Source organism: Marinobacter bryozoorum, assembly GCF_023156245.1.
Classification (GTDB): domain Bacteria; phylum Pseudomonadota; class Gammaproteobacteria; order Pseudomonadales; family Oleiphilaceae; genus Marinobacter; species Marinobacter bryozoorum.
Genome location: NZ_JAKZAH010000015.1, coordinates 23026 through 37596, shown reverse-complemented (window position 1 = coordinate 37596; position 14571 = coordinate 23026). Strand labels below are relative to the sequence as shown.

General features: G+C 62.6%; 11 protein-coding genes. 7 read left to right on the top strand and 4 right to left on the bottom strand.

What is annotated here, in order from left to right:
- Positions 1–79: 79 nt before the first annotated feature.
- The gene (locus MLC59_RS10120; RefSeq protein WP_248233952.1) at positions 80–2953 is read right to left on the bottom strand and encodes a class I adenylate cyclase domain-containing protein; all 2874 of its coding nucleotides are present in this window, start codon (positions 2951–2953) and stop codon (positions 80–82) included.
- A gap of 183 nt (positions 2954–3136) precedes the next feature.
- Between MLC59_RS10120 and MLC59_RS10115 the strand changes: the two genes are divergently transcribed.
- A complete protein-coding gene (locus MLC59_RS10115) occupies positions 3137–4333 on the top strand; it encodes an EAL domain-containing protein (RefSeq protein ID WP_248233950.1) in 1197 nt (398 codons plus the stop codon).
- Between the two features lie 43 nt (positions 4334–4376).
- On the opposite strand, the gene argH is transcribed toward MLC59_RS10115, so the two are convergent.
- Positions 4377–5771: an argininosuccinate lyase gene (gene argH / locus MLC59_RS10110; protein WP_248233949.1), complete on the bottom strand. Its 1395-nt coding sequence runs from the start codon at positions 5769–5771 to the stop codon at positions 4377–4379.
- A gap of 91 nt (positions 5772–5862) precedes the next feature.
- Between argH and MLC59_RS10105 the strand changes: the two genes are divergently transcribed.
- The 6 genes from MLC59_RS10105 (at position 5863) to MLC59_RS10080 (ending at position 11888) form a co-directional block, all read left to right on the top strand.
- On the top strand, positions 5863–6936 hold the full coding sequence (locus tag MLC59_RS10105) for a sensor histidine kinase (protein WP_248233947.1): 1074 nt from the start codon (positions 5863–5865) through the stop codon (positions 6934–6936).
- Positions 6933–7670 (top strand): LytR/AlgR family response regulator transcription factor, encoded by a 738-nt coding sequence (locus MLC59_RS10100; protein WP_248233945.1) that lies wholly within the window; start codon positions 6933–6935, stop codon positions 7668–7670. Before MLC59_RS10105 ends, MLC59_RS10100 begins: the two co-directional genes overlap by 4 nt.
- Before the next feature lie 106 nt (positions 7671–7776).
- A complete protein-coding gene (gene hemC / locus MLC59_RS10095; protein ID WP_248233943.1) occupies positions 7777–8718 on the top strand; it encodes a hydroxymethylbilane synthase in 942 nt (313 codons plus the stop codon).
- Positions 8699–9529, top strand: coding sequence for a uroporphyrinogen-III synthase (locus MLC59_RS10090; protein ID WP_248233941.1), 831 nt, complete (start codon positions 8699–8701; stop codon positions 9527–9529). The genes hemC and MLC59_RS10090 overlap by 20 nt, the downstream gene beginning before the upstream one ends.
- Positions 9530–9531: 2 nt before the next feature.
- Complete coding sequence (locus MLC59_RS10085; protein ID WP_248233940.1) at positions 9532–10665, top strand: uroporphyrinogen-III C-methyltransferase; 1134 nt, start codon at positions 9532–9534, stop codon at positions 10663–10665.
- Complete coding sequence (locus MLC59_RS10080; protein ID WP_248233938.1) at positions 10662–11888, top strand: heme biosynthesis HemY N-terminal domain-containing protein; 1227 nt, start codon at positions 10662–10664, stop codon at positions 11886–11888. Before MLC59_RS10085 ends, MLC59_RS10080 begins: the two co-directional genes overlap by 4 nt.
- A 516-nt stretch (positions 11889–12404) precedes the next feature.
- Here MLC59_RS10080 and MLC59_RS10075 read toward each other — a convergent pair.
- Positions 12405–13148, bottom strand: a complete 744-nt coding sequence (locus MLC59_RS10075; RefSeq protein WP_248233936.1) for a putative 4-mercaptohistidine N1-methyltransferase — start codon at positions 13146–13148, stop codon at positions 12405–12407.
- A 23-nt stretch (positions 13149–13171) separates the two neighbouring features.
- The gene (gene senA / locus MLC59_RS10070; protein WP_248233934.1) at positions 13172–14515 is read right to left on the bottom strand and encodes a selenoneine synthase SenA; all 1344 of its coding nucleotides are present in this window, start codon (positions 14513–14515) and stop codon (positions 13172–13174) included.
- Between the last annotated feature and the right edge of the window lie 56 nt (positions 14516–14571).

Genomic DNA, 14571 nt, shown 5'->3' with positions numbered 1-14571 from the left:
ATCAACGGGTAAGTATACCTGACCGCCCTCCGCCAGGGCGAGCCTGCCGCGAAGTACCAGGCAACCCGCAAGAAAACGGTCAGGAGCGCTCCCCCGCCTCCTCAAGTGCTTTCTGGAGTTGATGGCGATACCAGACGTACTGGCAGGTCTGCAGCTCCTGCTGCCACAACTGCGGATCCAGGTCGTGGGGCAGGTGCAGGTCCGTGATATAGACCGGATAGGACTCGGCACTGCGACGCTGCTGCCGGATATAATCCACGACAGCGCCCATCTGGCGTTCGCCGTAATCCTCGACGGTGAACGCCTCGTCGTCACAGAACAGGTCAAAAGCCAGGCGCCCGTCGCCTTGCTGAACACCGACGGCCTGCAGCTCCATACCCCCCACAGACAGGGACTCCGGCGGCAGAGGGGTGCGCTCCAGGCGACACTCGCCCCGCTCGAGGATGACCTCGGTGCACAAGAGCTCGGACGTTTCACGGCTCCCTCCCGCCATCTGTCGCAGCCGGCGCCGCTCCCCCAGATTCTCCAGGAAGCGCATCAACGGCAGTAGCGATTGCCGGCGATTACCGGCGCGGCGCTGGCGCCAACCGTAAAGGGAGCCGGTCTCGTCCGAGACCCAGAAACGCACCCAATTACCGGCCCGCTGCCAGAACATCTGGACCACGTCCGGCTGGCACGCACGACACACTTCGCGGAATGCCGGGTCCTCCTGCAGGGCATAGCGATCCGGCACCACCGGGGAATAGGTATCCAGGGGACTGGCCAGGTAGTCCATCAATGCCTGATCCGTGGCCAGCCCGACAAACCCCGGTTCTTGCCCCTCAAAATGCAGCACAAACCAGCGCTGATCCACCTTGAGCAGGTAACGAAGCGGGTGTGGCCCTGTGCCGCCGGCAAAGAACTGGCGCGTCACATCGCCCACTAGCTCCCGGATACGCTGGGTGATGGCCGTCGCATGGGAACCACCGGCGCACCAGACTTCCACACGAGGTGGCCGGGCGGGGTTGCGGGCCAGCAGGGCCAGCATATTCTTGAGGCACTGGACCAGGGCGTCGCCGGTCACATAGCGCTGCAGGTTGACCTCGTGCCAGCTGTTCATGGAGACCTGCTCAATGGTGGCTACCAGGTTGTCACGCCCACCACTGAAGCCCAGCGAGTCGTGCCGGCCGCTCAGCTTGTGCAATCCCCTCCCGGTAAGCCTGGCCTGGGGGTCCACTCCCACATTTACCAAAAGCAGGTGCACCAGCGGCACCGCCGGCGCCATCAGTGCGTCCCGCGGCGCCGGCGCGAGGACGCCCAGGTGGGCGCCAATAAACCCGGCCATATTCCGCAGGTCGCTGACGGATACCCGCTGCGCGCCGCTGTCCCCGCCGGAGGCAGCCTCGCGCACGCTGACCCGGGTGGCAGGCGTCAGCAAGCCATTGCAGTGGCACCACAACACCAGCTCCACCAGGCTGCCGGCACGATGAATGGCGCCTTTCACGCCCTTCCCCCCTGTGCCCTCCAGATCACGGAACAGGCGCCATTCACCAGCACCCGGGGCCCTGGCGCCTCCACCGTGCCAAAAGGCCAGGTTTTCCTCACCCAGAGAGGGGGCAATACCCGGGTTAACAAGTTCCACCTTGCCGGCTTTACGCTGAAAGGCGGCATAGAGTTTTCGCCCCAGCAGGTTCAGGTCCATGGCACTGATGGCGGCGCGAACGTTGCCACGGCGGGCCATACGGGAAAGCAGCCGGTAACTGTGTGTCAGCTCTGAAACCACCCGTCGGCGCAAAACCTGTACTTTTTCCACTCGCCACTGATGTCGTTCATCCAGCCCGGTAAGGGCGCCCCGGTCCCAGCCCCATTCGGCGACCAGCAAGCGGAGAATTTGCCCCTGCCACCGGCCAGAGACCTCGGCGGAACGGGTCAGGGGCAGGCCGCTCTTCAGGTACAGGGCCTGCCGGACCAGCTCAAGGCGCTCCGGCGCATCCGTAGCCAGCAGCCATTGCTCCAGGCGCCGGTAGAGCATCACATAGGGGTCCAGTTCATCCACACTGGAACGCCCCTCGTAGACCGCCTCCTTGAACCGGGCCGATAGCAGGCCATGTTCCCGGTCCCGGGCGTAGCATTCGATCAGTAACAGCTTGAGCAGGGATTTCCAGGGCGATTCGATGCCCTTGTAAAGCTGCCAGACCCCTGCCCCCAGGAATTCGGCCTCCGGCACCGAGGGTATGGCCCCGAAATCCAGGTACTCATCCGGACGGACAAACCGGTTGTCCTGCAGGAACCGGGTCAGCTCTTCATAGCGCCCCTCTTCGTGTACCGGTATCAGCCACCACAGCGGGTACCGCCCACCCAGGTGAATTGCGGTTCGGTAGAATTCATCGAGCAACAGGAAATGCTGCGCGCTGCCACAGTCCTCACTGCTGACCTGCGCCGTATCACGGCCCCGACGGAAGTCCTCGGCACTGAACACGAACAGGTTCAGTTCCAGGCCGAAGCTGGCCGCCCAGTCCGTCACACGAAGGGCTTTCTGCCGCAGCGCCTCTACCCGGTGGGGCGGAAGCTCCGGGCGATGGCAAACCCAGACATCCAGGTCACTGGCCACCGAGTGGCCCAGCGAGCCCGGGCTCCCCATGAGGAACAGCCCGGAAAGTTCTGCGGTCGCCGTACGCTTGCCTGGCCGGAACGACCGGACAATCCGCTGTGCAGCCTGCAGGGCCTGGTCAGACGGCTCGTACCTGTCCAGCCCGTGGGCGCATTCACCTGCATAGTACCCGGGCATTGCCGGGTGATTGAGATGGAATACCAGTGGCAGCAGGTCCAGCACGATCTGCTGGCGCAGGGTCAGTGCAGAACGGGCACGGTCGAGCCGCACACGGTTCAGGGCGAGGAAGCGCGTAACGATCGCCTTCAACAGCTTGCGATCAACGCCTTCGGAAAAATCTATGACAACAGGTCGTTCCTGCACTCTTTGACCAGGCTCCAGAACTGAGACGTTTTCTTTCTACGTTTAATCTGTACAATGTGACGAGTTTGGCATTTGGATAGCCTACCAGTCTACGGAAAGACTGGGTCAGGATTGACCAGCCAAGGTACCCGGCAATGGGCGCCAGAGAATAAGAAAGAAAAGATCTGACAGGAGTACTCTGACGTGAATGAGCTCGTCATCTGTCGCCACCGCCCCGGTGCCGGCGAAGGTGTGACGACCGTTCTGACCATCGACCAGGACGGTAATATAGCGAAGACGGACCCAAACCTTTCACTCGTGCTCGGTTACGCCGGCAGTGATATCAAGGGTCACTCCCTCAAGCTGTTGATTGCCTCTGCCGAGGACAATCCCCTGTGCCCGGACTATGCCAGTTACCATGACAGCGGTCGTCCCCTGACCGTCACCTTTCGCCACAGCGGCGGACAGTTCATGGCAGCCCGGGTCGTTGTCCGGAAGGCCACACGGAACCGACCATCGCCCCTGGCCAATGGCGAGGCGCCTTTCCCGGCACCCGGAAGAGCGGCACGGTCCCGCCCGCGCGCCGCCGAGCGAGAAGATATTGCCCGTACCAAGGCATTGCTTGCCCACATCCGTAACAGCCTTGCCCGGGGCGGATTGCCGCTGGAGTTCCAGGCGATTCAGGCCATGAAACACCCCGATCAGGGCCTCTGCCTGGAAGTACTTGCACGGTTGCGGGGCCTTGACCAGGGTGACCGGGATATGACCCCGGAAGACTTCCTGCCGCTGATCGAGCGGTTCGAACTGTCCCGCAGACTCGACCGGCAGGTTATCAAACAGACGCTCTGTCACCTGTACCGGCATCCCGAGGTTGCCACATCGCTGGGATACTGTGGCTTCAACCTGTCACGGGGCTCCCTGCAGGACGATGCCTTGCCAGCGTTTATCGGCCAGGCCCTGGAAAAAACCGGGCTCGATCCGGCAAGCCTGTGTTTCGAGATCCCCGCCCGGCACGCCGTCAACCTTACGGCAGAATGCCGGCAGCTCTGTCGCATGTTGCGTCAACTGGGCTGCAAGACAGCACTGGATGGTGCCGGCACCAGTATGGAAAGCTACCGCCTGGCCGGCCGCCTGCCGGTAGACTACATCAAGCTGGCACCGGAGCTAATGGAAGGTCTCCACGATGAGCCCACGCACCTTGTCATGGCGGAAGCACTTCAGCGCATCGCCAATACCACCGGCAAGGTTACCATCGCCACCAGCATTGAAAACGACATTGCCCGTCAGAGGGTGCAGCTCCTGGGCGTAGATTTCATCCAGGGGCGCCATGTCAGCGCCCCGCGACCGTTGGACGAACTCACCAGCGTACCCGGCAGCCATTCAACGGGCGCCATCGCCTGAGCAAACAGGGCCTCCCGGCCCTGTAGCATCCCTGAGCTCCTTGTCAGGCAAGTCGCTTGCGAGCCCGGGCGACCGCGGCCCGAACCTGCGCCGGCGCCGTGCCGCCCAGGTGATCACGGGCCTGCACCGAACCTTCCAGCGTCAGCACGTCGAACACATCCTCACCAATGGTATCGGAGAACTGCTGCAGCTCTTCCAGGGTCATTTCGGACAGGTCTTTCTTCTCTGCCACACCCAGGGCCACCGCCTTGCCTACGATTTCATGGGCATCCCGGAAGGCCACACCCTTTTTCACCAGGTAATCGGCCAGGTCGGTGGCTGTGGAAAAGCCCCGGCGCGCTGCCTCCCGCATATTATCCGCCTTCGAGGTGATCGCCGGCACCATATCGGCATAGGCCCGCAGGCTGCCCTTCACAGTATCGACGGTGTCGAACAACGGCTCCTTGTCCTCCTGGTTGTCCTTGTTATAGGCCAGCGGCTGGCTCTTCATCAGGGTCAGCAGGCTGACCAGGTGGCCGTTGACGCGGCCGGTCTTGCCCCGCACCAGTTCCGGCACGTCCGGGTTCTTCTTCTGGGGCATGATGGACGAGCCGGTACAGAAACGGTCCGGCAGGTCAATGAAATCGAACTGGGCAGAGGTCCACAGCACCAGCTCTTCACTGAAGCGGGACAGATGGGTCATCAGCAGTGCTGCGAAGCTGCAGAACTCGATGGCAAAGTCCCGGTCACTGACCGAGTCCAGGGAGTTCTCGGTGGGCCGGTCAAAGCCTAGCAGTTGCGCGGTCAGAGCCCGGTCGATGGGGTAAGTGGTGCCAGCCAGCGCAGCGGCCCCCAGGGGCATGACGTTGACGCGCTTGCGGCAGTCCTGCAGGCGCTCGGTATCCCGCTCCAGCATCTCGGCCCAGGCCAGCAGATGATGGCCAAAAGTGACCGGCTGGGCCGTTTGCAAGTGGGTGAAGCCCGGCATGATGGTGTCTGCCTCCCGCTCCGCCAGGTCCAGCAGACCGGCTCGCAGACGGCCCAGCTCTTCCGCAATGGCATCAATCTCGTCACGCAGGTACAGGCGAATATCCGTGGCCACCTGGTCATTTCGGCTTCGACCCGTGTGGAGTTTCTTGCCGGTAATGCCGATACGGTCAGTGAGCCGGGCCTCGATGTTCATGTGGACATCTTCGAGACTGACCGACCACGGGAACTCGCCCCGCTCAATCTCGGCGCGGACAGCTTCCAGCCCTTCAATGATCTGCTGCTTCTCATCAGCGGTCAGCACGCCAACCTCCGCCAGCATGGTGGCGTGGGCGATGGAGCCGCGGATGTCGTGGTGATAAAGGCGCTGATCAAAGCCCACAGAAGCCGTGAACTTCTCCACAAATGCGTCAGTGGGCTCGCTGAAACGGCCGCCCCAGGGCTTTTCGGAACTCTTGTTCGGATCGGTCATGGTGTATCTTTCCTGCTGACTGCCCGGCAGAATGGTCCGGGCGCGAAAAATGTGAGCGGATTATAACACCCCGACGAGGACTCTCACCTGCATGACCACCGGCGGCCATATAAATACCGGCCAGGACGACACCCCGGGTAGTGTTTCCGGTTTTTTCGTGCCGGACCTGTGCCGGGTACGGTCGGTGTTCCTGCTGGTGGTCAGCAGTGAACTGACAGCACTGTTGCTGGCCATGGCCCACGCCCGGGGTCAGTGGGTCGACTGGAACTATTTTGGCCTGGTCTCGCTGCTGGCGCAGTGGACGGTTCTGACCAGCGCCGCCCTGATCTGCCTGGCCCGCCCCTGGCTTACCCGCCTGACCACCACCCGCGCCACCCTTGCCATGGTAGCCCTGGTGATTGCTGACGTGGCTCTGTTCAGCGGGCTGGCCAGCCGCTTCCTGTTCCCTGACGAACCTGCCAGCCAATGGCAGGCCGTGGGCAAAAGCCTGCTGATTGCCGTCATTGCGACCCTTATGGTGTTGCGCTATTTCTATCTCCAGGACCAGTGGCGCCAGCAAAAACAGGCTGAAATGACCTATCGGCTGACAGCACTCCAGGCCCGCATTCACCCCCACTTCCTGTTCAACAGCATGAATACCATTGCCAGCCTGATCAGCACCCGCCCCGAACAGGCGGAAGACGCTGTAATCGACCTGTCGGAGCTGTTCCGTGCCTCCCTGAACACCAGTGAGCGGCTGGTGCCGCTGCGGGAAGAACTGGCCCTGTGTCGCCGTTACCTGGCACTGGAGCAACTGCGCCTGGGGGACCGCCTTCAGGTGGACTGGCGAACAGACGAAACCCTCGGCGACCAGGCAATCCCGCCCCTCACACTTCAGCCACTGGTGGAGAACGCCATCTATCATGGCATCCAGCCCCGCCCGTCAGGCGGCACCGTGGTTATTGAAAGCCAGCGCAGCGGGCAGTACGTTTACCTGCTGGTACAGAATCCGAAACCGGACAGTGGCGCCAGTCAGCACCGGGGCAATCGTGTGGCACTGGCCAACATCCAGGCCCGCATCCAGGCGCTGTTCGGAGAAACCGCCGTGCTCAAGCACAGCCACCAGGGTGATCGCTACACGGTGACCCTGCGACTGCCCTGGCAAACCACAGGCATGCCCCGATGACCCAGCGACGAGTAATCATTGCCGATGACGAACCCCTGGCCAGGGAAAGGCTGGGCCGCATGGTCGACGAACTTGATGGGTACCAGGTCGTGGCGGAAGCGGCCACCGGAATGCAGGTACTGGAAGCCGTGGCCAGCCACGCGCCAGATATCCTACTGCTGGACATTCGCATGCCCGGGGGCGATGGCCTGGAAATCGCTGAGCAGCTCGGCACCCAGACTGCCCCGCCCGCCATTATCTTCTGCACAGCCTACGACGAGTACGCCATACGCGCCTTCGACGTGCAGGCAGCCGCCTACCTGCTCAAGCCCGTACGCCGCCAGGCACTGGCCGACGCGCTGCGCCGGGCAGAGCGGCTGAACCGTGCCCAGCTGCAGGCACTGCGGACCCGCCAGGCGGATAACCCGCAGCACCTGAGCGTGACCAGCACCCGGGGCACGGAACTGGTGGACATGACCCGGGTGAGGTATTGCGAAGCCGACCAGAAGTACGTCACCCTCCATCACGACAAGGGCGAGACCCTGACCGATCTCAGCCTCAAGGCCCTGGAGCAGCGGTTCCCGGATCACCTTCTGCGGATTCACCGCAACACACTGGTCGGCACCCGCTATGTCCAGGCGCTGGAGCGACAGGACGATGGTGCCTGCCAGCTCAGGCTGAGCGACGTACCCGATGCCCTGCCCGTCAGCCGGCGGCACGTTGCCCGGGTGCGGCAACGCCTGCGGGAACTCTGAAGACGGGACTTTTGGCGGCTGGCGCGTTAGGCTTGTGGTCATCTCTTTATTGGCTGCGGGGTCCCCGTATCGCCACGAATTCTCACCGCTGAAGAACACGGACATCATGGCAAAACGTACACTGCGTATCGCAACCCGTAACAGCGCCCTCGCCCTGTGGCAGGCGGAATTCATCAAGGCCGAACTGGAGCGCCTGCACGATAACGTCGAAGTGGAGCTGCTGGGCATCAAGACCCAGGGTGACAAGATCCTGGACGTGCCCCTGGCGAAGATCGGCGGCAAGGGCCTGTTCGTGAAAGAACTGGAAGAGGCCATGCTGGACGGCCGCGCTGACCTGGCGGTGCACTCCATGAAGGATGTGCCCATGGTGTTCCCGGAAGGCCTGGGGCTGGTCGCCATCTGCGAGCGGGAAGATCCCACTGATGCCTTTATCAGCAATGACTATGACACGGTCGAAGACCTGCCTCACGGCGCCGTGGTAGGCACTGCCAGCATGCGCCGGGAGTCGCAGCTGCGAGCATACCGGCCAGACCTGGACATCCGCACCCTGCGAGGAAACGTGAACACCCGCCTGGCCAAGCTGGATGCCGGTGAGTACCAGGCCATCGTGCTGGCCTCGTCCGGCCTCAAGCGCCTGGGCTTCCATAACCGCATACGCTACACCCTGCCCGACACCCTCTCCCTGCCTGCGGTCGGCCAGGGCGCGCTGGGTATCGAATGCCGCCTGGATGACCAGCAGCTCATCGACCTGCTGGCGCCCCTGAACCACAAGGATACCTGGGACCGGGTCAGCGCCGAGCGCGCCCTTAACCGTCGCCTGGAGGGCGGCTGCCAGGTGCCCATCGCCGCCTACGCCCTGCTGGAAGATGACGATACCCTGTGGCTGCGGGGACTTGTGGGGGCCGTCAATGGCGAGCAGATCCTGCGAGTGGAAGGCCGCTGCCCCCGGGAAGACGGTGAAAAGCTGGGCCGCAAGCTGGCAGAAGACCTCCTCAACCAGGGCGCGGACCGGATTCTCGCCGATATCTATGGCCACACCCCGAAATAAGCCGTGCGCCCTTGCCGGCGCCCGGGTACTGATCTGCCGGCCAGAACCGGAAGCCAGCCGCCTGGCGACCGCTTTTGAGGCCGCCGGAGCCAGTGCCCGGGTGCTGCCGGCGATCGAACGGGTACCGCTGCCGGAAACCCCCGAAGCTCGCCAGGTCATTCTCGACCTCGACTTGTACCAGCATGTCATTGCTGTCAGCCCCTACGCGGCCCGGCAACTGCTGGAGCGCATTGATACCTGGTGGCCCCAGTTGCCCGCCGGCATCCAGTGGTACGGCGTGGGCGCCGGTACTGCGGCAGTTATGGCCGGGGCCGGCCTGGCCCCGGAACACCCAGCCACCGGGTTCACCAGCGAGGCCCTGCTGCAGCATCCTTCGCTGCAGGCCCTGGCAAATGACAAAGTCCTGCTGGCCAGGGGCGAGCAGGGCCGGGAGCTGCTGCGGGAAACCCTGGAACAGCGGGGTGCGCGGGTCACGGTGCTTCCCCTGTACAGGCGACAGCGGCCCTCCCCGCCCAGCGAACTTGTAGAAGCCAGCCTCGACGACTTCAAGCCCGATGTTGTCATCACGCTCTCGGGGGAAACATTGAACAATTTCATCGCACTGAGTGAAAATAGCAGCCATAATTGCCATGACAGCCTGCTCCTCGTACCCGTTGACCGGGTCGCCCGCCAGGCCCGGGAAGCCGGCTTCGCCCGGGTGGTGAGTGCCACCGGCATGGCCGACGAGGAAATCGTGGACCGGGTGATTCACTGCTATCCTCATCTACAGAACGGCATAACCTGCCACCCGGAACGCCCTGACCGTCAGTAAGGATGCCCGTGACCGAATCGAACAATCAGCTGCCCGCTACCACCCCCCACACCAATCCGCCATCCGGGGGAAAAACCTGGCCCCTGTGGATTTTCTGCCTGATCCTGCTGGTGGGCCTGGTGGCCCTGTCCCTCTGGAGCTGGCAACAATGGCTGTCTCAACAAAAACTGGAGCAGTCCGTTGGGCACGTCAGTGAGCTGAACCGCCAACTTGACCAGCGGCTCGACCAGGGCACCAATGACCGCAGCGACCGCCTGCAGTCGCTGGAAAGCAGCCTCCGGGAACAGCAACAGCAACTGGGTGAACAGCAACGGCAGATTGACCACAACGCCCGGGAATTACTGGATACCGGCAACCGTACACGCACTGACTGGCTGCTGGCAGAGGCGGAGTACCTGCTGCGTATCGCCAATCAGCGCCTGCTGATCGAACAGGACATCCGCGGTGCCCTCGCAGCGCTCAACTCGGCTGACGACGTGCTCAGGGAAACCGACGACGTGGGCACCTACCCGGTACGGGAGCGGTTGGCCAGGGAGATCATGGCCCTTCGCAGCGTGACAGATGTGGACCGGACCGGCCTTTACCTGAAGCTGGAAGCAGCGCGGGAAACCGTCACCGATCTTACCGACCAGGCCCTGATCAAGGACCAGGCCCCTGGCTCTGATCGCGGTAAATCCGGGCAGGCCCAAGCGTCCGCTGAGGAACAAGGCCCTGCCGCCAGGGCCTGGCAGAGAGTAACCGACAGCCTCGCAAACGTGGTGTCTGTTCGCCGACTGGACGAGCCTGTCAAACCTCTGCTGTCCCCGGACCAGAGCGCCTGGGCCAGGCTGAACCTGCAACTGATGCTGGAGCAGGCGGAACTTGCGGTTCTGCGTGGGCACGAAGACCTTTATACACAGGCACTGGAGAAGGCGGTGACCTCCCTGGAAACCTGGTACGACGGTACCGATAACCGGGTAACCGCCCTGCGGGATACCCTGGCGGAACTCAGGGACCAGGATATCAACCCTGAGTTGCCGGATATCAGCCAGTCCCTCACGCTCCTCAAAGGTCGTATCGCGGGTCGCCACGCCAACAACGAGGCCGAAATGGATGGCGACGCACCGGCTAGCGGCAACGAGGGTGATGACTCATGATTCGGCTGGTCATTATCCTTGTCGTTGCACTGCTGCTTGGCCTTGGCCTGAGCCTCGGGCTGCAATATGACCTTGGATATATCCGCATCAGCCTGGGCAATTACCTGGTGGAAACCAATTTCTGGGTCGGGGTGGTTCTGCTGGTCGCCCTCACCCTGGCGCTGATGCTGCTGATTTCGACCATCCGCCGGTTGAGTATGGGAGCAGGAGCCGTCAGTCAGTGGCTGGCCAGGAACCAGCAGCTACGAGCACGCCGCCGCACGACCGAGGGGTTACTGGCGCTGGCTGAGGGTAACTGGCCCCACGCACGCAAAAAGCTGGAGGCCTCTGCCGAGCAGGCAGATACACCGCTGATCAACTACCTGGCCGCCGCCCAGGCAGCGTCGGAGTCCGGCGACCACGACGCCGTGGATGAGCTGCTGCGCAAGGCCTTTGAAAGCACCCCCGGCTCAGACCTGGCTGTGGGCATTACCCAGGCCCAGCTCCAGCTTAATGCCAACCGCCTGGAGCAGGCCCTTGCCACCCTGGTCCGGTTGCGCAAGCAGGCGCCTCATCACCCCTTTGTTCTCAAGCTTCTGAAAAATACCTACCTGCGGCTGGAAGATTGGCGAGAACTGTCGAGGCTGCTGCCAGAACTGCGGAAACGCCAGCTGGGAAACCCGGAGGAGTTGAGCCAGCTGGAGCGAACCGTTTGGCATAACCTTTTGCACCGGGCGGCGGATGACAGCCGGCGCCGGGATGACCCAACGGTTTCGGACCTGACGAAACTCTGGGATGAAATCCCGTCATCCATGCGCCGTGACGAGCACACTATCCGGGTCTATGCCGAGCTGCTGGCCAGGGCCGGGCAGGAGGCACAGGCCGAGACCCTGTTGCGGAAGGTTCTTCGCAATCACTGGAGTGACGAGCTGATTCATCTGTACGGGCGCATCTGTGGGTCGAAGCCGGATGAACAGTTGCTGGCGGCCGAGCGCTGGCTTCAGGACCGGCCCAACAATCCGGAGCTGCTGTTGGCCCTTGGCCGCCTCAGCCTGCGCAATGAGCTCTGGGGCAAGGCCCGGGAGTATTTCGAGACCAGCCTGCATTTGCGTCGCAGCCAGGAGACCCTGGCTGAGCTGAGCCGTCTGAATGCCCATATGGGGGATGAGGACGCCAGTATGCGGCTTATGCAGGGCCTGGTTAGGGAAACCGGGTTGCCTGAGTTGCCTATGCCGAAAGCCTGATTGCTTCGGGTGGTTTGGCTTGGGTACCTGGGGCTGACTGGTTATTGTGGGCGGTTGGTATTGGGTGCCTCGGGCTGATCCTTAGTTTATAGGCGGTTACGTTTGGGTGCCTGGGGCTGCGGTGGGGGACCTTTTTCCGCTGCAATTCACGGTACGTCCTGTACCGACCTTGCACCGCGCCATCCATGGCGCTGCTCCAAAAGGTCCCCCACCACATCCCCGTGTGAATTCCCAGTTACCGCAGCAAAGACAACAGAATACCCGCCCGTTAGACACCAAGCGTAGCTAATGTTGCATGCTTGAGCTTGAGGGCAACTCATTTGTACGGATGTTTCGGGGCTGGGGGTGCTTTCGCAGCAGCGCCATGGATGGCGCGGTGCAAGGTCGGCCCAGGGATGGGTCGTGAATTGCAGCGGAGAAAGCACCCCAGCCCCGAAGCATTGCACAGAAGCCTCAGACCCTGAAGCAACGCCTACCGCAAGCGATAAATACTTCCTCAAGTCCCGAAATAATACTCTAACCGTTCCGCTGCCAGGCCGTCAGCTCGGCAATGGTGTGCTGATACTTGCGGGCCGTCTCGCGGATGACGAAGGGCACGTCCACCGGTTCGCCGAGCAGGTCAAAGTGCGGCGCCAGTATATCCTTCATGCCGTCCAGTACGGTGAACGGCGCACCGTGGCGCTTGAAACCACCTATCCACTTTTCTCTCGGGGTGAATTCCTGCATCAACGTATAGGGTGAGCTGATCACCAGTACGCCGTTATCGTTCAGCAGCTTGTGGACACCCGAAAGGAAGGCCCCGGGATCCTGCAGGCGGTCGATCAGGTTGCCGGCGAACACCAGGTCGTAGCACCCATGCTCCGGGCCCAGGTTACAGGCATCCGCCACCTCGAACCTGACGTGATCGGCCCGGTTTGCCAGTTGGTGACTGGCCAGCGAGGCCGTTGCCTGATGGCCCAGTTCCCCCTGCTCCCGCAGGAAATAATCGATCTCGCCATCCCGCTTCAGGGTATTGGCAGCTTCGATAAAGCGGTTGGAGAGATCCAACGCCACTACCTCGTCAAATGCCCTTGCCAGTTCGAAGCTGGTTCGCCCCACGGCACAGCCAAGGTCCAGCGCCCGTTTCTTCTCCTTCCCTGCCATATGCTCCAGGCAGATACTGGCGCAGCGGGCGGGGTAGTTGCCGACACCGAAGTAGCTGTCGCCGTAATGGAACGCCAGGTACTGGCCCAGCAGTTCATCCGTTTCATATACATTCATGGTCGCTCTCCGGGGTGGTCCGATTACAGGGCGCAGGTCCTGAACCCAGTGTAGACGTCATTGCGCTGCGGCAGGTATGCCTGCCGATAGGTTCCCCGGATCAGGACCGACGAAGTGGCGCAGCCCCCGCCTTTGGTGACCTTGTGATCTCCGAACTGGAGAGTCGACATGAACGGATACATGTCGACCTTGAAGCCATCGTAGGGAAGGAACTGGTCGCTGGTCCACTCCCAGCAGGTGCCGACCATCTGGCGGCACCCGAAAGGGCTTTCCCCTGCCGGCAGTGCGCTGACCGGCTGCTGTGCCATGCTGGTGGCATCCATATCGGCCCGTTCCGGGGTGGGCGGCTCATTGCCCCATGGAAAGCGGCGGAAGGGCTCACCGGGGCGGTTGCCCAGGGCGGCTACTTCCCACTCGGCTTCGGTGGGCAACCGGCGGCCGGCCCAGTTACACCAGGCCTCTGCTTCCCAGTATGAGATATGGACTACCGGGGCATCGGGTTCCAGGGGACGCCACTGGTCGAACAGGCGCTCCTGCCAGTCACCGCCATGCAGGCGCCAGTAAAGGGGATGTGTTGGCGCTCGCATAACCGGCTCCCGCTCGCCGTGAACCAGGGCAACGTCGGTTTCGGTTTGCAGCCACTTGCGCCCGCCGAAGGACCAGAGTTCGGGGCGACGGTATCCGCCGTCTTCCACGAAGGCCAGGAACTCGCCATTGCTGACCGGCGCCCGGGCAATGCGGAAGGCCTCCAGCTCGACGGTATGGCGCGGCTTTTCTCCATCGAAGGCAAAGTCATCGCCGGCGTAATCCGGGGAATCTCCCGGCATGCCGATCAGCCAGGTTCCGGCGGGAATCTCAGCATCGCCCAGCGGCTGTTTCCTTGTTGCGGAAAACTCCTGATCAACGACAACACCGGGGGGCGCCGGATAGCCGACGGTCTGCCGACACCAGGTCATGGACTCGATGTGCATGTGCTGGTGATAGATGGCATAGCGGTAGAGGTACCGGGCCCGGTCGTCCAGGGGCTGCTCCCGGATACGGCGGGCAATCCGGTCGTAGATGGTGAGCATGTATTCCCGGGTCTTCTCCCGACCCGGGAAGTAGTCGCGATTCCAGCGATCCCGGTGATCAATATGGAAGGAATCCCAGAGGTCGTCCATGGCGGGATCATAGCTTGGCGTGCCGTCGAGTAGGCTCAGCACGAAGACTTCGTAGAAAAAGGCCGAATGCCCCATTTCCCATAGCGGCGGGTTAACTCCGGGGTGCCAGGGCACTTGCAACTGGTCGTCCCCGAGCGTGTCCACCAGTGCCAGGGTGCGCTGCCGGGCATCCTCAAGCAGTGCCAGCAATTGATCTCTTTGATACATGAGTTTCTTTATCCCGCGAGTTCCGTACCTGAATCTACTCGAAGATTAACACAGTG